The 25,923-nt window shown below is 40.0% G+C and carries 22 protein-coding genes and 1 pseudogene; 15 read left to right on the top strand and 8 right to left on the bottom strand.

Annotated elements, in window-relative coordinates:
- The first annotated feature begins 8 nt into the window (after window positions 1-8).
- Both IPJ86_13210 and IPJ86_13205 read left to right on the top strand, forming a co-directional pair.
- Entirely contained in the window at window positions 9-317 is a 309-nt protein-coding gene (locus IPJ86_13210) for a T9SS type A sorting domain-containing protein (GenBank protein ID MBK7888203.1), read from the top strand.
- Window positions 318-411: 94 nt separating this feature from the next.
- On the top strand, window positions 412-1,329 hold the full coding sequence (locus IPJ86_13205; GenBank protein MBK7888202.1) for a hypothetical protein: 918 nt from the start codon (window positions 412-414) through the stop codon (window positions 1,327-1,329).
- Between the two features lie 146 nt (window positions 1,330-1,475).
- Here IPJ86_13205 and IPJ86_13200 read toward each other — a convergent pair whose 3' ends face one another.
- Window positions 1,476-2,597: an ATP-binding protein gene (locus tag IPJ86_13200; protein ID MBK7888201.1), complete on the bottom strand. Its 1,122-nt coding sequence runs from the start codon at window positions 2,595-2,597 to the stop codon at window positions 1,476-1,478.
- Between the two features lie 255 nt (window positions 2,598-2,852).
- Here IPJ86_13200 and IPJ86_13195 point away from each other — a divergent pair, with 255 nt between their 5' ends.
- The 5 genes and pseudogenes from IPJ86_13195 to IPJ86_13175 all read left to right on the top strand — a co-directional run bounded on the left by IPJ86_13195 (window position 2,853) and on the right by IPJ86_13175 (window position 7,116).
- Window positions 2,853-3,554, top strand: a complete 702-nt coding sequence (locus tag IPJ86_13195; GenBank protein ID MBK7888200.1) for an RNA methyltransferase — start codon at window positions 2,853-2,855, stop codon at window positions 3,552-3,554.
- Window positions 3,551-3,940: a TatD family hydrolase gene (locus tag IPJ86_13190; GenBank protein MBK7888199.1), complete on the top strand. Its 390-nt coding sequence runs from the start codon at window positions 3,551-3,553 to the stop codon at window positions 3,938-3,940. The genes IPJ86_13195 and IPJ86_13190 overlap by 4 nt, the downstream gene beginning before the upstream one ends.
- A gap of 89 nt (window positions 3,941-4,029) precedes the next feature.
- On the top strand, window positions 4,030-4,764 hold the full coding sequence (locus IPJ86_13185) for a tRNA threonylcarbamoyladenosine dehydratase (protein ID MBK7888198.1): 735 nt from the start codon (window positions 4,030-4,032) through the stop codon (window positions 4,762-4,764).
- A gap of 69 nt (window positions 4,765-4,833) precedes the next feature.
- A pseudogene (gene tgt, locus IPJ86_13180) lies at window positions 4,834-5,963 on the top strand (tRNA guanosine(34) transglycosylase Tgt).
- Between the two features lie 76 nt (window positions 5,964-6,039).
- On the top strand, window positions 6,040-7,116 hold the full coding sequence (locus IPJ86_13175) for an LptF/LptG family permease (GenBank protein MBK7888197.1): 1,077 nt from the start codon (window positions 6,040-6,042) through the stop codon (window positions 7,114-7,116).
- 50 nt (window positions 7,117-7,166) lie between these two features.
- Here the strand turns inward: IPJ86_13175 and mqnE are convergent, their stop codons facing one another.
- From mqnE to IPJ86_13155, 4 genes are all read right to left on the bottom strand, one after another.
- Window positions 7,167-8,315 carry an aminofutalosine synthase MqnE gene (gene mqnE / locus IPJ86_13170; protein ID MBK7888196.1) on the bottom strand — a complete coding sequence of 383 codons (1,149 nt, stop codon included), beginning with the start codon at window positions 8,313-8,315 and terminating at the stop codon, window positions 7,167-7,169.
- 3 nt (window positions 8,316-8,318) lie between these two features.
- Entirely contained in the window at window positions 8,319-9,962 is a 1,644-nt protein-coding gene (locus IPJ86_13165) for a T9SS type A sorting domain-containing protein (protein ID MBK7888195.1), read from the bottom strand.
- Between the two features lie 112 nt (window positions 9,963-10,074).
- Entirely contained in the window at window positions 10,075-11,556 is a 1,482-nt protein-coding gene (locus IPJ86_13160) for a PKD domain-containing protein (protein MBK7888194.1), read from the bottom strand.
- A 41-nt stretch (window positions 11,557-11,597) separates the two neighbouring features.
- Window positions 11,598-12,248: a hypothetical protein gene (locus IPJ86_13155; protein ID MBK7888193.1), complete on the bottom strand. Its 651-nt coding sequence runs from the start codon at window positions 12,246-12,248 to the stop codon at window positions 11,598-11,600.
- 290 nt (window positions 12,249-12,538) lie between these two features.
- Between IPJ86_13155 and IPJ86_13150 the strand changes: the two genes are divergently transcribed.
- The 4 genes from IPJ86_13150 (at window position 12,539) to IPJ86_13135 (ending at window position 18,861) form a co-directional block, all read left to right on the top strand.
- Entirely contained in the window at window positions 12,539-13,240 is a 702-nt protein-coding gene (locus IPJ86_13150; protein ID MBK7888192.1) for a response regulator transcription factor, read from the top strand.
- Window positions 13,241-13,455: 215 nt separating this feature from the next.
- Window positions 13,456-15,390 (top strand): T9SS type A sorting domain-containing protein, encoded by a 1,935-nt coding sequence (locus IPJ86_13145; protein MBK7888191.1) that lies wholly within the window; start codon window positions 13,456-13,458, stop codon window positions 15,388-15,390.
- A gap of 160 nt (window positions 15,391-15,550) precedes the next feature.
- Window positions 15,551-16,093: a GNAT family N-acetyltransferase gene (locus IPJ86_13140; protein ID MBK7888190.1), complete on the top strand. Its 543-nt coding sequence runs from the start codon at window positions 15,551-15,553 to the stop codon at window positions 16,091-16,093.
- Window positions 16,090-18,861, top strand: a complete 2,772-nt coding sequence (locus IPJ86_13135; GenBank protein MBK7888189.1) for a PD-(D/E)XK nuclease family protein — start codon at window positions 16,090-16,092, stop codon at window positions 18,859-18,861. The genes IPJ86_13140 and IPJ86_13135 overlap by 4 nt, the downstream gene beginning before the upstream one ends.
- Window positions 18,862-18,925: 64 nt before the next feature.
- On the opposite strand, the gene IPJ86_13130 is transcribed toward IPJ86_13135, so the two are convergent.
- Window positions 18,926-19,285 carry a phage holin family protein gene (locus IPJ86_13130; protein ID MBK7888188.1) on the bottom strand — a complete coding sequence of 120 codons (360 nt, stop codon included), beginning with the start codon at window positions 19,283-19,285 and terminating at the stop codon, window positions 18,926-18,928.
- Window positions 19,286-19,395: 110 nt separating this feature from the next.
- Here IPJ86_13130 and IPJ86_13125 point away from each other — a divergent pair, with 110 nt between their 5' ends.
- The 3 genes from IPJ86_13125 to IPJ86_13115 all read left to right on the top strand — a co-directional run bounded on the left by IPJ86_13125 (window position 19,396) and on the right by IPJ86_13115 (window position 22,572).
- Window positions 19,396-20,487, top strand: a complete 1,092-nt coding sequence (locus tag IPJ86_13125) for a hypothetical protein (protein ID MBK7888187.1) — start codon at window positions 19,396-19,398, stop codon at window positions 20,485-20,487.
- Window positions 20,488-21,984 (top strand): magnesium chelatase, encoded by a 1,497-nt coding sequence (locus IPJ86_13120; GenBank protein MBK7888186.1) that lies wholly within the window; start codon window positions 20,488-20,490, stop codon window positions 21,982-21,984.
- A 78-nt stretch (window positions 21,985-22,062) separates the two neighbouring features.
- Window positions 22,063-22,572: a glutathione peroxidase gene (locus IPJ86_13115; GenBank protein ID MBK7888185.1), complete on the top strand. Its 510-nt coding sequence runs from the start codon at window positions 22,063-22,065 to the stop codon at window positions 22,570-22,572.
- Window positions 22,573-22,634: 62 nt separating this feature from the next.
- Here IPJ86_13115 and IPJ86_13110 read toward each other — a convergent pair whose 3' ends face one another.
- Window positions 22,635-23,324 (bottom strand): response regulator transcription factor, encoded by a 690-nt coding sequence (locus tag IPJ86_13110; protein MBK7888184.1) that lies wholly within the window; start codon window positions 23,322-23,324, stop codon window positions 22,635-22,637.
- Window positions 23,325-23,330: 6 nt separating this feature from the next.
- The gene (locus IPJ86_13105; GenBank protein MBK7888183.1) at window positions 23,331-24,980 is read right to left on the bottom strand and encodes a HAMP domain-containing histidine kinase; all 1,650 of its coding nucleotides are present in this window, start codon (window positions 24,978-24,980) and stop codon (window positions 23,331-23,333) included.
- Window positions 24,981-25,112: 132 nt separating this feature from the next.
- On the opposite strand from IPJ86_13105, the gene IPJ86_13100 reads away from it, so the two are divergent.
- A complete protein-coding gene (locus IPJ86_13100) occupies window positions 25,113-25,682 on the top strand; it encodes a hypothetical protein (protein ID MBK7888182.1) in 570 nt (189 codons plus the stop codon).
- The last annotated feature ends 241 nt before the right edge of the window (window positions 25,683-25,923 follow it).

The raw sequence follows: 25,923 nt of genomic DNA, 5'->3' as shown, positions 1-25,923 counted from the left end.
TGGATGATGTGAGCTTGAATTTTGCTTCTGGAATTCAAGATAATCAAAATGGAAATTTTATATTAAGTCCTTATCCTAATCCGGCAGTTAATTTTATTAATATTCCTTTTTCTATTCTGGGAGGAAAGAATTATGCACTATGTATTTATGACATCAATGGTAAAGAGATAAGTAAGTTGGATTATTTAAACATGCCCAAAGGATCTTATAAAGAAATCGTGGATATTTCTATATATGAATCAGGTACATATTTTGCCTCTTTGAAGGAGGATAATCGTATAGTAGGATGTACCTCCTTCACAGTGCTAAAAAATTAGCAAATCTGTTGATGTTTTGAATAAAAAAAATAATGGAAGAAATTTCCATATACAGCTGAATTCCAAATTCGATTTTTTTGAGTACTTTAGAACAATGAAGAAAAATAGCATATTAAAAAACTGCTTACAAATTTGTCTCTGTGCTCCACTGTTTGGGAATGCTCAGACTCCGCTTTCAACTGAAAAGGGAAATGTACTTTCAGAAATTTTTATTCTTTCCGGTAGTGCATCCGGGAAAAGTACGGTATTTAATGTGCAGGATTTAAGGTCAATGTTACCGGAATCATCTTTATTAAAGGAAAATTTAACGGACTTTAAAAGTTCGGGTGACGGAATATGGAACAAACATTCCTACTTCGGAATACAACTTGGAGCCGTTGCCGGTAAGTCGCGTCGTGAAAGTGGAAAAGGCTCTCCTCTCCTTCGTTTTGGGATCAGCTATGAAAGTGGTGACTATATGAATACTTTTTTGAGTAATGAATCTTCATTCAGGTTTGATACTTTATATAATACGCAAGGGCAGATCGTTTATTTGCGTGATTCTACCCGTGAGGATCATTGTAATATTAGTTTCTCTTCTTCTATAATCAATGCTGAGTTTTCAGTTCTCTTACGTACGAATACCGGGCGTCGATGGATGTTTTATGCCGGTGCGGGTATGTCAGCAGGCATTTCTTTTAATAATTTGTATCAGGTAGAACGGTATACCATCAATTATCTGGAGGAGTATCTTATTACGGAAACAAATAATAACAATAGTTCATCACCCTCCAAACGAGAAAAGGCTGATTTTACTTCCGAAAATATTCAAGGCAAAAGCAGTTGGGTTTTAAATGGATTTATTCCTTTAGGAATTAATTTTCGGATCGGGAAGAAAAGTGAATTCCTGAAGAACTTCCATCTTTTTTCAGAATTCAGGCCGGGGGTTAGAGTATTGGATATTCAGGAAGGCTCAACAATTACAGGTAGCTATTTACTTGGAACGTTCGGGCTAAGAACAGTATGGAAATAGTTTATAAAAACTATTTATTTTATAAACGGTAGCAATGATTTAGAATTTGTCGCCAGATTTAGCAGGTCATCCACATTGGCTGATAGATGAAAGTAGTCTCTTACATGATCGAGGGCCAAAATAGCGATAGCTAATCCAAGGAATTATTAATCTTCCAGCCATCTGCTTAGAAACACATCATACACCCACCATCTTCCATCTTCTTCAAAAATCATCTCTTTCTCCTGGAGAGCTAATAATGCGGTTTGGACTGAACTAGGGGTTCCAAGATCATTTTTCCGGATGAATTCTGCGCCCATAACTAATCGCGCTCCCTTTTCATTTGCGATACCTTTCAATAATGTCCATTGATTGGAAGTTAGTAGTTTTCGATAATTGAAATATACCGGCTGATTTTCCTGTAAAATTTCCTGAAATAATCGCTCAATGTACCATTCATCAGGTTGCTTGATTCCCCTGGCAAACAGGCGATTGCACACTAATTGAACGTAGTATGTATGGTGCCTGCACCAGTCGAGTATGCGTTCTGCATTTTCAACACTTATTTTACGACGGGATTCAGCAAATTTTTCAACAATGAATTTGGCATAGGCTTCATGTTCTATCGGTCCCAACTGCATCATGTCGGTACTTTGATAAAATGGGCGGCCTTGATCTCTGAACATCGCCTGTAACATACTGCTATGGCTTCCTGAGAAAATGAACCGTATATTTTTCGATCTCTGTACAAATGTCCGGAGTAGTGCTTCTGTGTTTTTCTCCTTGTATTCTGTTATTTGTTGAAATTCATCCAACGCAATGACAAGCTGTTGTCCACTACGTTCAAGGTAGGTGAAGACCTGATCCAAACTATGTTCTGCCTGAAAGTTTGTATCCAAGGTGAATTCCACAGAGGGAGCACCGCTCAGCGGATCATACTGAATAACAGGACGGAGATGAGTGAAAAAGTTGGCCAGTTCCCGCATTAACTTAATATGATTATTGTCCAGTTTTCCCAATGTATGTTTCGCCAGACTTCGTATCAGATCGGCCTGTGATTGAGTTGGATATAAATCGATATAAAAACTGCGAATACTTTTCTTCTTATTCAGTTGTTCAAAAACATGCTGAATCAGACCCGTTTTCCCCATTCTTCGCAAAGCGGTAAGTGTGGTGTTGCGACCGTTTTTTATCGCTTCCATTAACCTTTCCGTTTCCGACTCCCTGTCGCAGAAATAATCACTTCCCAAATAAGTGACAACCGGAAATGGGTTTTCAACTTTGTCCATATTTTTATGTAGATTGCATTACGTAAAGTACGGAATAAAATTTCTTTATTCAAAATAGTTCTTCCGGACTTCTACACTACTTTTGAACAGATTTCTGTTTGTGAGGTTTATGGACAATTTTAGAATCCGTTGTCATTACTCGATGACGATCATCTTTAATTTAGACAAATCGCACCTATTGCCCTCTTTTTTCGTGCCTGTGCAAATTTGCACCTTCATTTCGTGTTGCCTCAAATACAAATTTATCTTTGCCCTGTGAAGTCCGTAAACTCCCAGGATATTTCTCCTACCCTCCTCTCCTATCTTCAGGGTTTCCTTCTGGATGAGCGAAAGCAGCGTTTTGAAAAGGTGCTGGAAAATCGAACGCGCTATCTTTCCTGTGTATTAGAGAATATAGTGGATCCGCACAATGCCAATGCGGTGATGCGTTCCTGCGAATGTTTCGGCATCCAGGAGGTGCATATCATTGAAAATGGTGCGAAGTTCAAGCCCGCCAAAAAAGTGCTGCAGGGAGCGCATAAATGGCTGACGGTCCATCGGTATAATGAAGCGATGAATAATTCAAAACAGTGTATGGATTTGCTTCATGAAAAGGGTTTTAAAATTGTAGCTACATCTCCTCAGGAGGGCCATCCTTCTTTGCATGATATCGATTTAAGTTCTCCTATAGCGTTGGTAATGGGTCAGGAAAATATAGGGATTTCGGAAATTGTAAAGCAAGAGGCCGATGCCTTCGTCAGGATACCCATGCATGGTTTTACGGAGAGTTTAAATATTTCGGTAGCAGGTGCTATTCTTTTGCAGGAGTTAAGTCATCGTGTCAGGAACACCACCGGTATTAACTGGAGACTGAGTGAGAAGGAAAAAGATGATTTACGAGCAGCTTGGACATTAAAAAATTTATATAGAAACGAATTACTTATAGAACGGTTTTACCAGGACCGTGAAAACACATGATACCATTTATTGATATACATAGTCATCACCCACCTGCGGAAGGAGTAGTGGCAATACAAAATATATTAAATCCGGATGCTGCCGCCCGGCTGTTGGAAAAGGAAGGATTATATTCTATTGGAATTCATCCGCGTCATATTCATCCCGATCATTGGTTGGATGATGTCACTACATTAAAGGAATATATCCATCATCCTAAAGTGCTGGCAATTGGTGAAGCAGGAATGGATGGTCTTACCGATTTGCCCCTATCGTTGCAGGAAGAGGTGTTTATGGCAGTGGTTCAATTGTCAGAGGAAGCGAAAAAGCCATTGATCATCCATTCGGTGAGGACACACCATGAGATTTCCATCATACATCGGAATCTGAAACCTACACAGCCTTGAGCTTTACCAACGTGTAGCTACACTGCGGAATCTGGAGATGGAAATTTTAAAGAACGATATTTATCAGCGTTTTTGTAAGATATTCGGCTATGCAGGAACGTAAGTGGCTTTCGCGTACTGAATTATTGGTGGGTTCAGAAGGCCTGGATCGTTTGCAGCAGGCACATGTACTGATTATCGGTCTTGGTGGTGTAGGTTCATATGCTGCAGAATTTATTGCCCGGGCCGGCATCGGAAAAATGACAATTGTAGATGGCGATGATGTGGAAGCAAGTAACCGAAATCGTCAGTTACCCGCGCTGGCCACCACCGAAGGTCAATCTAAAGCGCTGTTGATGGAAGAACGTATCAAATCGATCAACCCGGAAATAGAGGTTCATGTCATTCCTCATTTCCTGATGCCGGATGAAGTGGAAGAAGTGTTTAGCCGTCCTTTTGATTATGTCATTGAAGCGATAGATAGTATTACTCCGAAGGCAACAGTTATTTCAACGGCGGTGATGAAAGGTCTTCCCATTGTGAGCAGCATGGGTGCCGGGGGAAAGCTCGATCCAACTAAACTGGAAGTAGCTGATATTTCGAAAACACATACTTGTCCTTTTGCTCAATATGTACGCAAACGATTAGGCGTTCTCGGCATCCGTACCGGAGTAAAAGCAGTGTTTTCTACGGAGCTTGTCATCAAAGAATCGCTCATGCTGACCGATGGTAGTCGGTTTAAAAAATCAGCGTATGGAACGATCTCCTACCTGCCGGCCACATTCGGTGCTGTTTGTGCTTCTGTAGCTATCCGTGAGATAATAAATAGTCAAAACAATAAGTGAACAGGGGTTTATTTGAAATGAAAATGTGAATTAGTTTTCGACGATAGAGGAATGAAGAAATCAGAAAAGTTGAAATTTAAATTGATCCATACGGATGAAGCTTCGAAAGCCCGGGCGGAATTATAGAAACCGCACATGGGAAAATAGAGACTCCTATTTTTATGCCGGTGGGTACTGCAGGTACTGTAAAAGGTGTTCATCAGCATGAGCTGAAAGATGACATCGGTGCTCAGATAATTCTTGGTAACACGTATCATCTTTATCTCCGTCCGGGAACTGAGCTGCTGGAACAAGCCGGCGGGCTGCATAAATTCATGAATTGGGAGGGTCCGATACTTACTGATAGTGGCGGATTCCAGGTGTTTTCATTGAGTGGTATTCGTAAAATTAAGGAAGAAGGTGTTCAGTTTACCTCTCATATTGATGGGTCCAAACATTTATTTACTCCGGAGCGTGCTATGGATATCCAAAGAAGTATCGGAGGAGATATTTTTATGGCTTTTGATGAATGTACTGCCTATCCTTGTGAACATAAAGCGGCAAAGAAATCGATGGAGTTGACGCACCGCTGGCTGGAACGCTGTTGTATACATACCGATAAGCATCCTCCGCTCTATGGATATCATCAATCCTTATTTCCGATTGTTCAGGGCAGTACCTATCGGGACTTGCGTATTCAGAGTGCTGAATTCATAGCCTCCATGGACAGGGAAGGCAACGCCATCGGAGGTCTTTCTGTTGGAGAGCCGATTGAGCAAATGTACGAGCTCACGGATCTCGTAACCGACATACTTCCTAAAGATAAGCCACGTTACCTCATGGGCGTTGGGACACCGGCTAATATCCTCGAAGGGATTGCACGGGGTATAGATATGTTCGACTGTGTGATGCCTACCCGGAACGCCCGAAACGGCATGTTGTTTACCAGCGAGGGGATCATCAATATCCGAAATGAAAAATGGAAGAACGATTTATCTCCACTTGATGCAGAAGGTACTTCCTATGTAGATAAAGGGTATTCCAAAGCGTATCTTCGCCATCTGCATATCTCTAAAGAAATGCTGGCGGCCCAAATCGCGACCTTGCATAACCTTAGCTTCTATCTTTGGCTGGTGAAAGAAGCCAGAGCCCATATATTGAACGGTGATTTCAATTTATGGAAAAAGGAGATGGTTGAAAAAGTGAGTAGAAGACTTTAGAAAGATTATGTTAGAATTAATAGTATATGCAACATCAATATTAATCTGTTTATACAAGTACCTGTAGAAAGTGAAAATTAAAATTCTCGATTTATATATTATTAAGAAATTTCTGGGGACGTTTTTCTTCGCCCTGGCATTGATCATTTCCATTGCCATCGTATTTGATATTAGCGAAAAGATTGATGATTTTCTCGAGAGAGAGGCGCCTTTGAGGGCTATTGTCTTCGATTACTACATGAACTTCATTCCCTTCTTCGCTAATCTTTTTAGTCCGCTGTTTATTTTCATTTCCGTGATTTTTTTTACGTCACGCATGGCCGGTCAAACGGAAATTATTGCCATACTTGCGAGTGGGGTGAGTTTCCAAAGACTATTGGTTCCGTATGTTGTTTCTTCACTTATTCTGGCATTGCTTTCTTTTTACATGAATAATTATGTGATCCCACATTCTAATACTGCAAGGATAAATTTCGAAACGAAGTACATTAAGAATCCATACATCTTTAAGAACCGGCACGTTCACCGTCAGATTGCCCCGGGACAGTTTATCTACTTCGAGAGTTTCAATAATATTGATAAAATCGGGTACCAGTTTTCTTATGAGAAAATCGAAAATGATAAAATCGTTTTTAAGTTGCTCTCAGAAAGAATTTACTGGGACACGCTGAAGAATAAATGGACGCTCGAGAATTATTTCACCAGGGAGATTAACGGGATGAAGGAGAAAATTGAAACCGGCTATCGCATGGATACGGTCTTCGCTTTTTATCCTTCTGAATTCAACAGGAGAACTAACTTTATTGAAACGATGGATACACCGGCATTGAATGATTACATTCGTCAGGAAACACTGCGAGGATCAGAAGAAGTGCCCTTTTACCTGGTAGAAAAATACAAGCGACTCTCCTACCCTTTTGCTACTTTCATTCTTACTATTATCGGCGTTTCTCTTTCCAGCAGAAAAGTGCGTGGTGGTATTGGTGTCCAGATCGGTGCCGGTATTCTTTTAAGCTTTACCTACATCATGTTTATGCAGGTCAGTCAAACCTTTGCTACCAACGGTAATCTTCCGGCATGGCTGGCCGTATGGATCCCGAATATTTTTTACACCTTTATTGCGATCTACCTGCTCAGAAAAGCTTCCCGATAATCCGGAATTAGCTTTTGGATATGCGTCTTCGAAAAGATTTTATCTTGATATTAATATGCCGTTGTTTCGCTGGTATCGTACACCCGGATTCTGTTGTAAAGGGTATCTCTTTCCACGGGAATTCTGCCGGATTGCTGAATAAGTTCAACCAGTTGTTCAGTCGTTAAAACCGGCACCTGTTCCTCTGCTCCGGCTAATGAATAAATTTTGGTGCTGTCATCAATGGTTCCATCCAGATCATCTACTCCAAAAGATTGAGTGATTTGAGCTGTGCTTCTTCCCAGCATCGGCCAATACGCTTTTATATGATCAAAATTGTCCAGATAAATCCGGCTGATGGCATAGGTCTTTAAGTCATCAATAAGTGTTGATTCCGGAATATTATCCATATCATTATCCATATTCCGGAACTTCAACGGGATAAAAGTTTGAAATCCTCCGGTCTTATCCTGAAGTTCTCTTAAACGACGCATATGATCAATCCGATGAGCATACTTTTCAATATGCCCATACAGCATAGTGGCGTTACTACGTAGTCCGGCCTGATGAGTAGCTTCATGAATTTCAAGCCAGCGATTCGCATCCGCTTTATCCGCGCAGATCTGCTCCCGGATGACTTCGTCGAAGATCTCTGCACCACCACCGGGAATGGAATCAAGTCCTTTTGATTTTAGAAATGCAATTCCTTCAGATGCTGACATTTTCGCCTTCCGAAACATATAGTCCAATTCAACAGCAGTGAATCCTTTAATATGCAATTCCGGACGATGCTTTTTTATTCTTTCCAGCAGTTCTCCAAAAAATTGAAGATCAAGTTTCGGATGAACTCCTCCTACGATATGCACCTCTGTGATGGGAAGATGGTCATAGGCCACCACTCTTTGAAACATCTCTTCTATGCCAAGTTCCCAACCCGCTTCTTTTTGCTTGTAATCCTGTGAATAGGAACAAAATTTACAGGAGAAAACACAAACATTGGTAGGCTCAATATGAAAATTACGGTTGAAAAAAGTGTAATTCCCATTCTTCTTTTCACGAATATAATTTGCAAGAACTCCGCAGGAAGACAGCTCTCCTTCCTCAAAGAGATAGTTCGCCTCTTTGTCATCGATGCGCTCCCCATTTATAATTTTATTGGTGATGTGCTGCATCATTACATCACTATGCTGCAAGAGGTGTTGAATGTTTTCTGCTGACATTTTTTAATTACAGTTAGTTGGACCATTGACGCCGTTCTCTCCGGGCAAGTAAATAAACCGGACACTTTCAGAGAAGAGATCACCTTCTATATTCAGGAGGTACACACCACTTTGAAATGATGTCAGGTCAAGGGGGATGGCATCGCCCGGGTTAAGGTTCATCTTCTCTTCAAACAAAACCTGACCGATTGTGTTAATAATTCTTACTAAAGAAATCTGACTTTGATTCCGGCAAGACTTCACGCAAATTCCACGTTGACCGGAAACCGGATTTGGGTATGCGCTTATCTTACAAGTAGAGCAATTCTCATTCACTGCACTATTTACTTTAAAGCCGGCACTTGCATAATTATTTACGGAGTTACTGTCTGTTCCCAACAACCGGAATTCCATCACCTGATTTCCCATATTCGTACCAATTTCCGGTAAGATAAAATGAGTAGTATCGCCGGATGCCAGGCTACCTTTCCAGTGAAATGATTTCTGTAAACCCTGATAAATTCCGTAAGCGATTTGAAGTTCTTTAATGGTATCGGCACCATTGTTTTTAATCCGGATTTCCGGCTGTAAACAACGGTCTCCCGCGAGTCGTACCGGATTTAAAACGGAATCAATAGCGGCATCATATCCTGTGTAAGCCGGCAACAAATGACCGCTACTTAATTTTAATGAATCACGAAGACCATCCACAATAATTCTCATTTTCGCTACCTGGCCGGGAGTAAAAAACATCATACAGCGGTCGTCTGTATAATCCATATAATTCATGTACATAATTCCCGGGTCGACGGTGGAACACTCATCCAGTTCCGGAAATTTTTTACAACGGAAAGTAGGTGCAGCCTGATTCGGAGTATCATCCAGTGCAGCTTGCGTAACGGGAAAATCTTTTCCCAAACAATTGTCATTATCATCTCCCCAGATATGATTGAGTGAAAACCAATGTCCAATTTCATGGGTACAAGTTCGCCCTGCATTGTAGGGAGATGCAGCAGTACCGTTTCTTCCCAATGCTTTGTAACTAATAACAATGCCGTCAGTTGCTGCCGATGATCCGGGGTAGGCAGCGAATCCCAATGCATTTGATCCCAGCTTGCATACCCAAATATTCAGATAGCTGCCTCTGGGCCATGCATCGTGCCCACCAAGGGCAGTTGAAAATAAAGCAGGATCAAAAATGTTATATTCGTTGATGTTTGTAGAGGTTCTTGTAATTCCGTTTGTAAAATTCCCGTTAGGATCTCTTTTTGCGAGAATAAAGCGGATTTTACTATCTTTTTTCAAGCCCGTCCATACAGCAGGAACATCCATTGAAGAAGCATTATTGACAGAATAATCTTCATTTAGCACATCAATTTGAGAAACGATTTGCTCTTCGCTAATGTTCTGCTCCGGCGTATTGTATAAAATATGAAAGACAACAGGAATAATCAGCGTAGTATCTGATAAAATTGACAGCTTATTCTGAAAATGATTGATGTTTTCTGTCGACTCATACCGTAATTTATAAGAAGGGTCAGCGCTAAGTTTATGCAAATGCCATTCCTGAGTCAGACAGCGATGTTCCTGACTAAATACCTGATGAGAAATGAGAAGGAGAGAGAATAGAAAAACCCGGAGGACTTTCCCGTAATAGGATGATTTCATGCAACTACAAAAATAAGAAGAAAAAGCCCCTCTGTCAAACTTATTACTGACTGCAAACCAAAAAAGAAAGGGTCATCCGGTATAGAATGACCCTTTCCTGATAGATCTTAGTTTATCGCGCTATTTGAATTTTCTCCAGACGACGTCCTTCCTTCGTGAGCACTTCAAGGAAATAGAATCCCTGACTCAATTCATTGACATCCAATTGATAAATTCCATTAGATGCAAAAGGTTTTGTTACAGACGAAACCATTCCCCCTAACATATTTAATAGAGTAAAACGAACATCGGATTTATTTTGCAGATTGGGAAGCATCACGTTTAGAGTGGATCCTGCAGGATTCGGATAGATATTTAACTCAAAAGCTGCAGTATTTTCTCCAATACCTACTAAAGGACAAATGACAGGTAGCATCAAGTGAGCTACATTGATACCCCATCCATTTGGCTGAGCTAAACTATAAGGATGCCAGGTATTATCACTCCATCTTTCGTATGCTGTACCAACGGCAATATTACCATCTGCACAATGAACGATGGCCAGAGTATCACCGGCATTATAACCAAACTCTACTCCTACATAGATATCGCCTGACACCGGTATATTGGGAACAAAGTCAACCCATAAAGCATCCCCGGTTGAAGCATATGAAGCTATGGTATCATAACTTATAGCAGTCGTTCCCAAAATGGTATTTGGCAAACCGGAGGTTCCATTATTATCCCATACGCGCACGTTCGCCGTTTGACCTGTTCCGGAGCTCGTACCCACTCCAAAAACGATAAAAACTCCGTCAACGGTTTGGTTGGTACCGCTGATGCTATAAATATCAGCTTTTGCAATATCTCCATAGTTGTTTTGTCCGGAAGCATAGCCTACCCCACCGGTTCCACCTGAAAGAAGTATGGTTGCTGTATCTGTCGCAAAATCAAAATTTGTAATTGTATCGCAAGCAGAAGTAGTGCTTCCTACAGTAATATATGCTGTTTTCGTTTCTGTATCGGAACCGCTGCCATTGGTGGCTACAAGACTTACCGTATAGGTTCCTGCTGCATTGTATACAATGTTTTGAGGATTTTGCTGAGAAGAGCTTGATGGTGTTCCACCTGTAAAGGTCCAGGCCCATCCGGTCGGAGAATTCGTACTTTGATCAGTGAAATTCACTGAGCCGCCAACCGGAATGGTGGTGTTATTAGCCGTAAATTGAGCGACCGGTGCAGCAGATGGAGCATTACATGCTGTTGAATTTCTCTGTGCAACACGCATCGGAGAATTCAGCAATACGGTTTGAATTCTTGTCTTTTGATTCGTAGTAAACATATTCAAACAATCATCATCACAATAATCCATGTAATTCATAAACTGATCTCCGTTAGGACCATTACCACAGGTAACACTTGGAAAGAAAGGACAACTAAAATTCGCCGTTTGTTGAGTAGGCGTATCTGCACAAAAATCATTTCCACAGTTACTGTCACCCCAAATATGGCGCAAACCGAGCCAATGTCCTATTTCATGAGAAGCTGTACGACCTTTGTTATAATTTGGATCCAATGATCCGACACGCCCACATGCCCTATACCAGAGTACCACACCATCAGTAGTAGCTGTACCAAAATTTCCGGTTAATCCGGTTAATCCACTGCCGGATGGAAATGTGGCATGACAAGCAAAGGATTTCCAAAGTTGTCTGTATAATCAGGAACCACCCAAATATTCAGGTAATTATTCGTATTCCATATCGTAGCTGATTTTATGGTCGCATCTATATAGGTATTCGTGTAGGGTGGTGTTGAAAAACCTGCGGTAATTCTGTTGATCCTGTCAATGCCTGTTGTTGGATTTCCACTTGGATCGGTCTGAGCTAAACAAAAATTTACTTCACAATCAGCGGCAGCCGGAAGAAATGCAGCAGGCGTATTTGCAGCATCGAGATTTAACCGACGAAAATCCTCATTCAGTACATCTAACTGAGATAAAACCTGAGTCGTCGAGATATTATAACTAATTCCCACATTGCTATTATTATGAATAATATGAAAAACAACCGGAATGGTATAAACAACAGCTGCACCTTTATTAGCTGCATTTTGTTGTTCCATCTGCTGAATCAAGGGTTGAAGCCATTGTTCATATTGATGATCCAGTTCACCTGTTCCACATGTTCGCTGAGGTATGGTTTGAACGTTAGGCGCCTGGTGAAAAGGTGTAGTGACCCTTTGCTGGCCGGCTACCGGAAAGGTGAACGCAGCTAGCCATAGTAAGGAGAGCAGAATTTTTTTCATGTAATTATTTATTAATTTTTTTTATGGGATTTTGATTCAAGTGTAAAAATACAAAAAACAACTCCGTTTCAATTCATGAAATGGAATTATTCATAAAGTCCCTGCTTTTTACATTCGGGATATTTCTCCAGGCTTTGTCAGAAGTTCTAAATATGTGGCCATTCTCAGACTTATATCAATTCATTATCAGTTAAATGTAAAAATCAGGAATCCGGAGGTGGTTTTCTGCCTTCACCACTTTACTTCTCACACAGGAATGTTAAATTTGTTTCAGATTAATAAAATAGATTATGAGCATTACACGAATCCTTTTAGTTGAAGATGAACAAAGCCTTGCTGATACGATTAAGTTAAATCTGGAGATGGAAGGTTATAAGGTACAGTTAGCTAATGATGGGAAGAAGGCACTCCGGATGTTTAAACAAGAGCGATTTGATTTAGTCATACTTGATGTGATGTTACCGGAAATGGATGGCTTTACCGTTTGTGAGGCCATCAGGTTAGACAATGAGCATGTTCCGGTTTTATTTCTTACGGCCAAGCATTCTTCGTCTGATCGGGTAACCGGTTTGAAAATGGGTGCTGATGACTACCTGACCAAACCTTTTAATCTGGAGGAGCTACTGCTCCGTATTCAAATACTCTTGAAAAGAGCGCAAAGGAATGGTGAAAAAGTGACGACTGTTCTCTCTAATTATAGCTTTGATAACTTTAACATTAATTTCTCAGAGATGTCTGTAGTAACACCGGAACAAAAGAAAATAAATCTCACCAAAAAGGAAAATACACTGCTTAAATTATTAATTGACAGGAAAAATGAAGTAGTGTCCAGAGAGCATATTTTGGAAACGGTTTGGGGATATGACATCTACCCTTCTACGCGTACCATTGATAATTTTATAGTCACCTTTCGAAAATATTTTGAAAAAGATCCCTCTAATCCAACTCATTTTATTTCCGTAAGGGGAGTTGGTTATAAATTTATCGAATAATTATTTTATCAACGCCCTTTGTTAGTTGTACTTTTCTTAGAATTACGTATAAACTAATTTTACTTTTCAAAGAAATGTAATTCGATTTAAACAAATTTTCAGTCAAGCTATAGAATATTTATTGCAGGATACAGAATTACTATCTATCTTTGAATTGATAGTTGCTTTTCGATACAATTATTATCCCTCTGACAAAACAAATACTTAACATCTCAATGAAGAAACATTATCTCGCAGCGCTTGCGCTAAGTCTGACAATGATGGGAAACGTGTATTCCCAAAACAGCAGAAATTGTGGTACGATGCCCCATTTACATGAAATGGAGCAACAGGATCCTGCCCTAACCACCCGAATGGAAAACATCGAGCGGGAAACGCAGCAATGGATCAATGATAATCAAAACAATGCCAATAAAGGTGCTGTTGTAGTCACAATTCCGGTGGTGGTTCATGTGCTCTATAATACGACAAGTCAAAACATTTCTGATGCACAAATTAACTCTCAAATTAATATTCTTAACCAGGACTTTCGTAAACTGAATGCCGATATCTCCATCGTCCCCTCTGCGTTTTCAGGTCTGACCGCAGATTGTGAGATTCAATTCTGTCTTGCTCAGCGTGATCCTTCCGGAAATGCTACAAATGGTATCATTCGCAAATCAACAACTGTTACTTCTTTTTCATCCAATGATAATATTAAAAGGGCTGCCAATGGAGGTTCTGATGCCTGGAATTCTTCGGCATACCTGAATATCTGGGTAGGTAACTTAAGCGGTGGATTGTTGGGTTATGCTCAATTTCCCGGTGGTACAGCTTCTACAGATGGAGTTGTAATTCTTTATACCGCATTTGGAAATACCGGTGTAGCGGCTGCTCCTTTTAACAAAGGCCGTACCGCAACACATGAAGTGGGTCACTGGTTGAACCTTCGTCATATCTGGGGGGATGCCACATGTGGTAATGATCAGGTGACAGATACCCCTACTCAACAAACGGCTAATTATGGTTGTCCCTCCTTTCCTAAAGTTACCTGTAGCAATGGACCCAATGGCGACATGTTTATGAACTATATGGACTATACAGATGATGCCTGTATGGTAATGTTCTCTAACGGACAAAAGACCAGGATGCTTGCCAGTCTCAATACCACCAGAGCTTCCTTGTTGTCTTCTCAAGGATGTGTTCCACCGTCAGGTGGGTCATGCGGAATCCCTTCAGGATTAGGTGCAACCGGAATAACAACAACAGCGGCTACTTTGAATTGGACTGCAGTATCCGGTGCTTTAAGTTATAACGTTCAATATCGTAATACGGGTGGGACTATTTGGACAAGCACTACAAGTACGACAACTTCCAAATCTATTTCGGGACTTACGGCCTCTACTTCTTATGAATTTCAGGTGCAGGCAGTATGCAGCACAACTACAGGTTCTTATTCTTCCTCGTCAACTTTTAGTACAACAGCGGGGTCTTGTACCGATAGTTATGAATCAAATAATACCAAAGCAAAGGCAAAAGTAATCCCTGTAAATACCAATATTTCTGCAAAAATTTCAACTACTACTGACAAGGATTGGTTTAAATTTACCACAGTAAGCGGATCAACAAATCTTAAGGTAGTTCTTGATCTTTTGCCTGCTGATTACGATATGAAATTGTACAATTCTGCAGGTTCACTGCTGACTACATCTCAATTAGGTGGAACCACCACCGAAACTATTTCCAGAAATACAACTTCTGCGTCCTCCTACTTTGTGCAGGTTTACGGATATAGCGGTGCGTTTAGTACTACAAGTTGCTATCGATTACGAATTAACACATCAGGGTCTCCTTTTCGAAATGGAACAGAGGAAGAATATGTCGAAGGAAATATCAATGTTCAAAAAATTTCAGGACTGGAAGGAATTAACTTGTTCCCAAATCCTGCGAATCAAACGCTTAAGTTGAACTTTTTCAATACACAGGATGCAGTTGTGACTGCTGATCTTATGGATATGATGGGAAGATCGATCTACTCTACTCGTATAAATGCTACAGAAGGATTCAATAGCACTGAAATGAATACCACCGATTTTAAAGATGGAATTTATTTCTTGCGATTAAATATGGGTGATCAAACAGAAGTTCGAAAGTTTATCATCAAGCATTGATTGGAATAGCGTATTAAAAACTGCCGGCCTGCCAAGCAGCGAAGCGAATGATTGCTTACGCATATTGATATGCATTGGGTCGCTTAAATAAAATAAAAAAAGTATTAAGTTAATGGTATAAAGAAGCTCTTCATTTGAAGGGCTTCTTTATTTTAGCACCATGCTAAAAAATACATTTCCGATAATTATTGATGAAAGACTCTTGCTGAGGCCCTTTCGGATTTCGGATATCTTTTCTTTGGCCCTACATGCGAATAATAAAAAGATTTCCGATAATCTGAATGATGGTTTTCCTTATCCGTATACTGAGAAAAATGCTATAGAATTTGTAGACAGCCTTAAAAATGATCACCCTCCCAAAATTCTGGCAATTGTTTATAAAGAAGCAGCAGTGGGTGCCATTGGTATTTTCCCACAATCAAAAGTTCAGCGTTTAAATGCAGAATTGGGCTATTGGGTGGGAGAAAAGTATTGGGGAAACGGGATAGCATCAGGTGCCGTGAGAAGCATGCTAGCCTACACATTTGAAAATTTCGACCTGATTCGTATTTATGCCCGGCCGTTTCCTCATAATCCTGCTTCGCAGAGAGTTTTAGAAAAGTCCGGTTTTAAACTGGAAGCCAGAATTAAAAACGGACTTTGCAAAAACGATACTATCTTCGATGAGTTAATTTATTCTATGCTGAAGGAGGATTTTATATGAAAAGTTTTCTTGAAAAAGTTGTTACTGCGACCATTGAGCTACCGCCCAGAAAAACGTTGATCCTTTTCCCCACTCAAAGGGCTTGTCAGGAATATCGGAAAATTATTGCAGCTACAAAGAAGGAAGCCGATTGGTTGCCTGCCATCCTGCCTATTCGTGACTTATTGCTTAACTTAAAGGCACCCTTGCTTGCAGATGATTTAACGCTATTATTAGAGCTATATGAGGTCCATCGGGAACTATTTAAGGAAGAGGAATTCGAAAAATTTATTTCTTACGGTCAACAGCTAATCGATGACTTCAATGAAATAGACCGTCAGGCGATAAATCCGGATTTACTATTTGAGGAAATTAATGATTTGAAAAGTCTGGAAGCAAGGTTTTCGCCCGGAGAAGAGGATTTCGAATACATCAGAAGTTTTTGGTCGGAGTTTATCCGGACTCCCCTTACCCCACTTCAGGATCAATTCTTACTTTATTGGAAACAACTTCCGGTTCTTTATCATGAATTCAGAAAACGATTGGAAAGTAAAAATTTATCCTATGAAGGGATGGCCTGGCGCAAAGTCGCGGAAACGATGGAGGAGCAGGATTACTTTTCTAAGTATACCACAGTAATCTTTGCAGGATTTTACGCTTTGAATAAGACAGAGGAGAAAGTGATGGAAGCGCTCAGGAAGCAGGGTAAATTGATGCTTTTAAGAGATGCCGATACTTTTTATACCGATAACAGAATTCATGAAGCGGGAATGTTTTTCAGAAAGGGTATGCTTGCCGATTCCTCTATTCCCTGGTTGGAAGATTATTTTTCAATTCCCAAAGAGGTATATTCTGTAAAAGGATGCTCCGGCCGGTTTGCTATAGCCAGAGAGTTGGCATCTTCACTTCATCATAGGCAACAGCAACGTGAACTTTCGAATCAGAATGAATCGTTGGTCGTGGTTCTTGCTGATGAGAGTTTATTGTTTCCGTTATTGCATTTTTGTGGCCGATTGGGAATCACGACCAATCCTTCAATGGGTTTTTCACTGAAACATCATCCGTTGATACGTTTGATGCATTTGATAAAAACCGTAAGGCAATTTGAGGATAGCAGTGAAAACAGTGCACTCAAGTACAAACAACTTCAGGAATTTTGTGCCGAACCCTTGTTTAAAAGAATGTTTTCTGAAGAAGAACTGGGCTTAAATTCAAAAGTCTATGCCGCTGCAGATGTAAGTAATTTCCATGATTATTTCAGAGAACTACTTTTTAAACAGCCCGTTGATTCCCGCGAGGAGCAGTCGAATATTCTAGCGCTCTTGGATAAATTCAGATTTCGGGATGATGAATGGATACAGCAAATACATTTTCAATTGGTTAATGCAATTCAGCAAGTCTTTACGATACTTGAACTTCATGAAGCTGAAATTTCACTAAATGTCTGGTGGCAACTTTTTCTGGAATCAGTGGAAATGATAAGAGTTCCTTTTAGTGCAGATAAAGAAATGGGCATTCCAATAGTTGGATTTTTGGATACCCGCTTGATGGATTATTCAACAGTGTTTATCGCCCCATTGAATGAAGACGTTCTTCCTTCTGTCTCGGTTTCAAAATCATTGATACCTTATTCGCTCCGCAAAGCGTACCATTTACCCTGTAAAGAAGAACAAGATGCAGTAACCGCCTACCACTTCTACAGGTTACTTCAAAGAGCCCGAAATATTTACTTTTTCTATAATACGGATCTCAATGATACCGGCGGCGGAGAGCGTAGCAGATACTTGTTCCAGATTCATCATGAAATAATTGAAAAAATAAAACCGGTAAAACTGGAGTACCTGCAACAGGAAAGCCAATTGATTCCTGAGCCTATACTTCCCATTAGCATTGTTAAAAATGACTCCATCATTGGAAAACTCAGGGAAAAATACATCCTGACTGATCCCACCTCCCCGCCAAAGGGCATTTCGGCTTCAGCACTCAGCTCCTATATAGCATGTTCATTGCGGTTTTACCTTGATCAGCTGGTTTATCTCCGGCCTGAGGATAAAACGGAAGGGTTAAGTGCCGGTCATTTTGGAAACGTGCTGCATAAAGCGATGGAGCTTGCCTATGAAGGCAGAAGCATGTTAAATACCGGGGATTATCCTGAAATCACAAAGCGAATTCCGGAGATCGTTGAGTCATCAATAGCCAAAGTCTATGATAAGCCGGTAAATTACGGTCATGACTATCTGATGAAAGGAGTACTCACCGAGCTTATTCATCGCATTATTAATTTCGATATGCAGCATACTCCATTTGAAATTCTGGGATTGGAACTAAATGCCAATTCAGTATTACAAATTGAAGGAGTCGGCGATTTTATGATCAAAGGTATCATTGACAGAATAGATTTTAAAGACGGGAACTATCGTATTCTGGATTACAAAACAGGGCAGGATAAAATAATGAAGAAATGGAATTTCGAGAAACTTTTCACTGATCCCTCCTATAAACTCAATCTGCAATTGCTTATTTATGGTATGCTTGCAAAGGAAATTCTCGATATTCAAGGTAATAATCTCATCGCCGGCATCTTTAAAATGAAAGAGTTTGATGAAGAAATTACCTGGCTCAATGATGCCAATGAAATTGAGGAGGAAACGATGCAGCAGTTCATCGATGGATTGAAAAATCTGCTCTCCCAACTATTCAATCCGGAAATACCTTTCTCACAAACTTCCGATCTGAAAAGATGTCGGTATTGTGACTATAAAGGACTTTGTCAGAGGCAGAATGCTTAAATGAAGCAAGTGCAATCTTAAAGTTTTATCGCAAGTAAAGAATAGATGTAACGTACAGGTGCTTCTAAAAATCTGCTCCCTTTTCTTTTTCGATCAATAAATCAATCAATGAAGTGATCATCGATAGAACGATGCTGAATAACATGGCAATCCAAAATCCGTCTACCTTAAAACCATCTTTTAGCAAATAAGACGTGATCAGAATAATGGTCGCGTTTATGACCAATAGAAATAACCCGAGAGTCACAATCGTTATTGGAAACGTTAAAAAAATAAGAATGGGTTTGACATAAACATTCATTAAAACGAGCAATAAGGAAACCAGTAATGCTGTTGTAAGTCCCTTCACCTCTACGCCGGGCATCAGGTTCGCTATCAAAAAAACCGATATGGCGGTAGTTACAATTTTAATCAGGAATTTCATCCGTGTGATTTTCAAGGTCAAAATTAGTCTTTTATAGACTTTTTACCTACCGGATTTAAATTTTATTCAATTTTCAAACAATTTGATTACCTTGGTCGTTGTATCTTACAATGAAAGGTTTCAAATTCTCTTCCTTTTTACAAGATTCGGGTGAAAGCACCTTTGATCAGATGCTTCGTCTTTTTACCGAGCTACTGCAATATACATCCGGTGATGCCAATGAAGCATTGAATTGGTTGACTGAATTAGACAGACAATACGGTTTTTCCAACTCCACCTATGGATTGGGAGATTTTATAAAAGAGTTAAAGGAAAAAGGTTATTTAAAAGAAAATGAACCTGACAATTTCGAAATAACCCCTAAGACAGAACAGGCGATTAGAAAGGAATCTCTGGATCAGATTTTTGGAAAGCTAAAGAAGAGCAACAAAGGAAACCATAAAACCAATCGTTCAGGTGTTGGTGATGAGCCCAATGCGAATGTGCGGCCCTGGGAGTTTGGTGACCCTTATGACAATATTGATCTAACTTCTTCCATTCGCAATGCGCAAGTGCATCATGGCATTGACAAATTTAACCTCACGGAGGACGATCTGGAAATAAAAGAGCGGGAGCATAAGAGTAACCATGCTACTGTTTTGATGATAGATATTTCCCACTCCATGATCCTCTACGGTGAAGACAGAATCACGCCTGCTAAGAAGACCGCTATGGCATTAGCAGAAATGATTCGTACCAGATATCCTAAGGATTACCTTGATATTATCGTTTTTGGCGATGATGCCTGGACTATTGAAGTCAAAGATCTCCCCTACCTCAAAGTAGGACCTTTCCATACCAATACATCAGCAGGCTTAGAGTTAGCTATGGACTTGTTAAGGAAAAGAAAAACGGCGAATAAGCAAATTTTCATGATTACAGATGGAAAGCCCAGCTGCATGAAAATTGGCAATAGTTATTATAAAAATAATTATGGTCTCGACCGGAAAATTGTGAACCATGTTTTCAATCTGGCCGGACAATGTAAAAAGTTGAAAATACCCATTACCACATTTATGATTGCCAAGGATTCCTACCTGCAGGCTTTTGTAAGGGATTTTACACAAATAAATAATGGACGAGCATTCTATAGTTCGTTAAATGGCTTAGGTGAATTCATCTATGAAGATTATATTACTAACCGCAAAAAAACAGTACGCTAAGTGAAATCATTTCTTAAGAATATTGATAAAATCCATACCCTTGGACAATTGCGTGAGTCGGACTATCGCTCGCAAGGCGTGAAGAGCGAGATGAGGGAGAACCTGATGGAAGCATTGAAAAGTGGGCAGACTCTTTTTAAACCCATTAAAGGCTACGAAGATTCCGTCATTCCGCATTTAGAAAATGCTATTCTCTCCCGACATAACATCATTTTATTAGGATTAAGAGGTCAGGCTAAGACCCGTCTCAGTCGCCTGATGGTAGATTTACTGGATGAATATGTTCCGGTTATTGATCAAAGCGAGTTAAATGATGATCCCTTTCATCCTCTTTCCTCTTTTGGCAGAGATCGTATTCAGGAAGCCGGAGAAGATACTCCCATTTCCTGGTTACACAGGGATGAACGCTATATAGAGAAGTTGGCTACACCCGATGTTTCTGTTGCTGACCTTATTGGCGATTTGGATCCTATTAAGGCAGCAGCATTGCGATTAACGTATGCGGACGAAAGAGTCATTCACTATGGATTAATCCCACGATCACACCGTTGTATTTTTGTCATCAACGAATTGCCCGACTTACAGCCCCGCATTCAGGTGGCATTATTTAATATTTTACAAGAGGGAGATATTCAGATCCGTGGATTCCGTTTGCGCTTACCATTAGATATCCAGTTTGTGTTTACTGCCAATCCGGAAGACTATACCAACCGCGGATCTATCGTTACTCCACTCAAGGATCGGATTGGGAGTCAGATTCTGACACATTATCCACGTACTGTGGAGATATCAGCCAGTATCACACAACAGGAGTCAAAAATCCCGGCTGACCAGAAAAACAACATTCATATTCCACCGCTCTTACTTCGACTCATTGAGCAAGTGGCTTTTGAAGCCCGAAAGAGTGAATACATCGATCAGAAAAGTGGTGTTTCGGCTCGCTTGACAATATCAGCACTGGAGAATTTATACAGTGCAGTACAGCGACGTATGCTGATGAATAATGAGAAATCAGCTACAGCTCGAATTGCTGACCTTTACGGCGCTATTCCTGCCATAACCGGAAAGGTGGAGCTCGTTTATGAAGGAGAGTTGGAAGGCATTGCCAATGTAGCCTATATGCTGATCGGCAAAGCTATTCGTGCCGAGTATGTGAATTACTTCCCTGATCCGGAAAGGATGAAAAAGTCGAAGCAAAGAAATCCTTATGCGGACATTCTCCAATGGTTCAACGAAGGAAATGAATTGGATATTCTTCATACCGTTTCACAGAAAAAGTACAGTGAAGTTTTATCCGCCGTGAAAGGACTTAAAACGGTGATGAAAGAATACGTTCAAGATACCCCGGAAGAAGATAAATTATTTTTGTTGGAATTCATCCTGCATGGACTTTCAGAGTATTCCCAAATCAGCAAGCGAAAGCTGGATGGTAGTATGAAATTCAGTGATCTTGTCGGAAGTATTTTTAAGATGGATCAGGAGAGTAAGGACGAATAGAAATAGCGGAAAGCGAATTTTCCTGTGCTACTCCTCATAAAAATGAAATTAAATAGAAAAAAATCATAAACCAAAACTATGTTAAGTGTACTTCTTACCTTCCTCATGCTCCTGCAGCCGGATGCATCCATTTACTCATTTAAAGTGAAAGATATAAATGGTAAAACAATTGATTTTTCCTCTTACAAAGGAAAGAAAATACTAATCGTTAATACCGCTTCGGAATGTGGCTACACACCTCAATATGCCGACCTTGAAAAATTACATAAGCAGTATGGAAAAAAAGTGGTGGTAATAGGATTTCCTGCGAATAATTTTGGCGGACAGGAACCGGGAACCAATCAGGAAATTAAATCCTTTTGTTCAAAGAATTACAATGTATCCTTTTTGATGGCAGAGAAGGTATCGGTGAAGGGCAGCGATATCTCTCCCCTATTCAAATGGCTTATTGCTCAGGAAAATCCTGATTTTAAAGGAGATATTGGATGGAATTTTGAGAAAATCCTGCTGGATGAAAATGGAAAAGTGATTCGCCGTTATAAATCTAAAGTTAAACCACTGGATGCTGCGATTACCGGCGCATTGTAACCCTTGCAATTGACACTTATCTATATTACCAGAGAGGTCATTGTTGATTATTCAATGGAAAACTACTCTTTCACAAGGAGTCGTACCCCCTTACCATGAAGTGAAACGATTTCGATGTCGGGATCGTTCTTCAGGTACTTACGCAGCTTTGTTATAAAGACATCCATACTTCTACCGTTAAAATAGTTGTCGTCTCCCCAAATGATTTTTAACGCTTTTGTGCGAGGCAGGAGATCGTTTTTATGAAGACAAAGTAGCCGCAATAATTCTGCTTCCTTAGGAGAAATCTGTATGGACTCCTCACCATTTTTTATGATCCTCAACTTATAATCGAAGTTGTATTTTCCTATGGTAAAATCCGATTTATCCTCCAGTTCATTTATTCCCAATGATCTCTTCAAAACATTCTTGATTTTATAGAGAAGCACATCCGTATCGAAAGGTTTTGTTAAATAATCATCCCCGCCAATGCGATAGCCGGTGATCATGTCTTCCTTCATGCTTTTTGCGGTAAGAAAGAAAACAGGTGTTTTTTTATCCTGCTCACGGATCTGCTTCGCCAGAGAGAATCCGTCCAGTTTGGGCATCATCACATCCAGGATGATCAGATCAAAACCTCCTTTAGCAGAGGTGTGGAGTCCTTCAATGCCATCACGCACCAAGGTGACACGATACTCATTTAATTCCAGGAAATTCTTTAATACATTTCCAAAATTAACATCATCCTCCACTAATAGAATATTGGCGTTCATTGTATTTTATGATTTAGCAATTGGAATTTTCAATGTGAATGTACTCCCCTTTCCAGGTTCACTTATTACTTCGACGGTTCCGGAGTGTTTATCCATGATCGCTTTAACATAGCTCAGACCTAATCCAAAGCCTTTCACATCATGAACATTTCCCGATGATACCCTATAAAAATTATCGAAAATTTTTCTTTGCACCTCAGGGGTCATCCCTATTCCTTTGTCGGATATACTCACAGATATGATATTGCCTTCATTTGCGGATTCTATTAAAATTTCCGGTGCTTCAGGACTATACTTATTCGCATTATCGAGCAAATTGATGATTACATTCATCATATGATTGGGATCGGCATTGATCATAGATGGTATTGCCTTCCATTTTTTTGTGATCCCTCCTCCACGTTGTTCCACTGTAAGTTTCATGCTGGAAATGGCTGCATCTACAAGGTCTTCCAGTGCTATGATTTCCATATTAAAAACCATTTCTCCTTTATCAATTTGGGCCATTTGAAGAACTGTTTCCACTTGCCGTAGCATCCTTTGATTTTCATCACGAATGATATCCGTATAGAACCTTAGTTTTTCGGGAGATTGATATACTCTGGGATCATTCATGGAGTCATTGGCGATGGCAATGGTCGCAATTGGAGTTTTGAACTCATGTGTCATATTATTGATAAAATCATTCTTCATTTCTGCCAGTTTTTTCTGACGGAGTATCACACGCAAAGTATAGGAGAAACCCCAGATAACAAGTCCGGTGAAAATGAAAGACAAGGCGAGTAAAGGCAGGATGCTATTCAGCAAATAATTGTTTTTATCTTTTATTACAATGGACAATACATCATCTTTTTTAAATACATCATTCGGGAAAAGTGTTAATTTAAAGTTGCTGGATAAAATGCCCGAAGTATCTGCGAGGGAGTCGGCATAAAGTACTGTATTTCCGCTGTTCTTGATTATACCATAACTATATTCATTCCCGATATTCCAGTTCTTCATCTCCACTCTTACAATAGAGTCCAGAGATCGTTTACTGATCCTATCAAAAATATTTCCATTTGGATCAACAATCTGAAAAGTCAACTTCTGCATCATGGAATTTAACTTTTGCAATCGTGTTTGCATCCGTTTTTCAGTCATCCATTCCATGGAATCAGGAAGAAAATGCTGTTCCTCCAGTTTCAAGGCGATGATTTCCTTTTGCTGAATATCTTTTTCTATTCTGATATCAAGTGCAGAGTCCAATCTGAAAAGCCCTGCTTCTCCCGACTTCTTGCGTTCATCATTTTTCTGTCTGTAGGAGTCGATGCGGCTATTGATCTCTTTTCTGAATTCCATCAAGGCTCCGGGTTGAGGCGGAGGTGGCGGCGCATCCGAGGCGATTTCAGTCAGTATGCGTAATAGACTATCATTCATACCATGACTCGTAACAGACGAATCACCATTCGCTATATAATTCTTCACTACTATGCGAAGGTTTTCACTTTCTTCAATTTGCTCCACCATTCTATTCATAGCCAGCATCACATTCTGATCAAATTGCCGGGCTTTTAATTCGAAATCATGCTTCAGCCAATAGGCCTGCATAGCAATGAGACCCAGCATCGCTATACTCATGATGAGCACTATAACCCGAAACCTTACTTTGTTCATGAACACCAAAATTAGTTGATTAAAACGCAGGTAAAACACCTTAACCATATATTAACTTCGGTTAACAAGCCATTAACCACGGCACCTTAATTACAGACCTATGTTTGCCTTACTTCTAAAATTATATACAACATGAATCTATTCAACCCATTGTTATTGGGTCTCGTGATGATAACATCACAGGCACTTTCAGTAAATCCGGACTCGACCAAGAGGAGTGCGGAAAAAATCACCATCCATATCACCCGAGAAAAGGACGGTAAGAAAACCGTGATCGACACCAGCTTTTCTTCCGGTGGCGATAAGGAAATCGAAAAATTTATGCAGGATCATGATATAGAAATGAGTATGTCAAAGGGCGCCGGCAGAACAAAAGTGATGAAATGGAAGGATGATGGCACCGGTAAAGAGAAAAAAATGGAAATCGTTATTGACGGACCGGAGCCCCCATCTCCTCCCAGACCCCCACGTGCTCCCGGTGAACTATCAGACGAGGATGTTCAAGTTTTCTCGTATCAGTTTTCGGATGAAGACCATGAGATGGATATAAAGGAAATGAAAGAGAAAATGGAAAGGGAATTTGAATTTACGAACAAATCAGGGAAAGTCATGAGAGTTATTGATTCAAATGACATGGATTCAAGAAAGAAAAGAAAAAGTAAAAAAATGAAGAAGCGCATTATTATAATTGAAGAAATCTGATCCGCAAATCGAAGCAATATTTTTGGCCCGGTGTACCTTCTGTGATTAAAGGTATTTCGGGCCTTTAATTGTCCAACTATACGCGTAAATTCTCAAGGATATGGATTTAATCCCCTTTTAATTAATAGGATTTTTTCAAAACAATTTAAGATTTCTATCTTTACATTATTGCATCAACTTATTCAATATATAAAGGTCTTCCTTCGTTTTAGATTTCTTCAAATTGGAAGGGAATTTAGAG

This window comes from Bacteroidota bacterium, from assembly GCA_016713925.1.
In the GTDB taxonomy this organism is placed as follows: domain Bacteria; phylum Bacteroidota; class Bacteroidia; order AKYH767-A; family OLB10; genus JAJTFW01.
Note: the sequence above shows the minus strand (reverse complement) of the source record. Positions and strands in the feature narration are given on the sequence as shown.

What these genes read in the sequence shown, in the direction of transcription:
- mqnE (MBK7888196.1), bottom strand. Translation starts at nt 8,315, where the DNA reads ATGTCAGCAGAAAACATTCAACACCTCTTGCAGCATAGTGATGTAATG.
- IPJ86_13205 (MBK7888202.1), top strand. Translation starts at nt 412, where the DNA reads ATGAAGAAAAATAGCATATTAAAAAACTGCTTACAAATTTGTCTCTGT.
- IPJ86_13185 (MBK7888198.1), top strand. Translation starts at nt 4,030, where the DNA reads ATGCAGGAACGTAAGTGGCTTTCGCGTACTGAATTATTGGTGGGTTCA.
- IPJ86_13105 (MBK7888183.1), bottom strand. Translation starts at nt 24,980, where the DNA reads ATGAACAAAGTAAGGTTTCGGGTTATAGTGCTCATCATGAGTATAGCG.
- IPJ86_13150 (MBK7888192.1), top strand. Translation starts at nt 12,539, where the DNA reads ATGAGCATTACACGAATCCTTTTAGTTGAAGATGAACAAAGCCTTGCT.
- IPJ86_13115 (MBK7888185.1), top strand. Translation starts at nt 22,063, where the DNA reads ATGTTAAGTGTACTTCTTACCTTCCTCATGCTCCTGCAGCCGGATGCA.
- IPJ86_13130 (MBK7888188.1), bottom strand. Translation starts at nt 19,285, where the DNA reads ATGAAATTCCTGATTAAAATTGTAACTACCGCCATATCGGTTTTTTTG.
- IPJ86_13135 (MBK7888189.1), top strand. Translation starts at nt 16,090, where the DNA reads ATGAAAAGTTTTCTTGAAAAAGTTGTTACTGCGACCATTGAGCTACCG.
- IPJ86_13110 (MBK7888184.1), bottom strand. Translation starts at nt 23,324, where the DNA reads ATGAACGCCAATATTCTATTAGTGGAGGATGATGTTAATTTTGGAAAT.
- IPJ86_13140 (MBK7888190.1), top strand. Translation starts at nt 15,551, where the DNA reads ATGCTAAAAAATACATTTCCGATAATTATTGATGAAAGACTCTTGCTG.
- IPJ86_13200 (MBK7888201.1), bottom strand. Translation starts at nt 2,597, where the DNA reads ATGGACAAAGTTGAAAACCCATTTCCGGTTGTCACTTATTTGGGAAGT.
- IPJ86_13100 (MBK7888182.1), top strand. Translation starts at nt 25,113, where the DNA reads ATGAATCTATTCAACCCATTGTTATTGGGTCTCGTGATGATAACATCA.
- IPJ86_13165 (MBK7888195.1), bottom strand. Translation starts at nt 9,962, where the DNA reads ATGAAATCATCCTATTACGGGAAAGTCCTCCGGGTTTTTCTATTCTCT.
- IPJ86_13155 (MBK7888193.1), bottom strand. Translation starts at nt 12,248, where the DNA reads ATGAAAAAAATTCTGCTCTCCTTACTATGGCTAGCTGCGTTCACCTTT.
- IPJ86_13125 (MBK7888187.1), top strand. Translation starts at nt 19,396, where the DNA reads ATGAAAGGTTTCAAATTCTCTTCCTTTTTACAAGATTCGGGTGAAAGC.
- IPJ86_13190 (MBK7888199.1), top strand. Translation starts at nt 3,551, where the DNA reads ATGATACCATTTATTGATATACATAGTCATCACCCACCTGCGGAAGGA.
- IPJ86_13145 (MBK7888191.1), top strand. Translation starts at nt 13,456, where the DNA reads ATGAAGAAACATTATCTCGCAGCGCTTGCGCTAAGTCTGACAATGATG.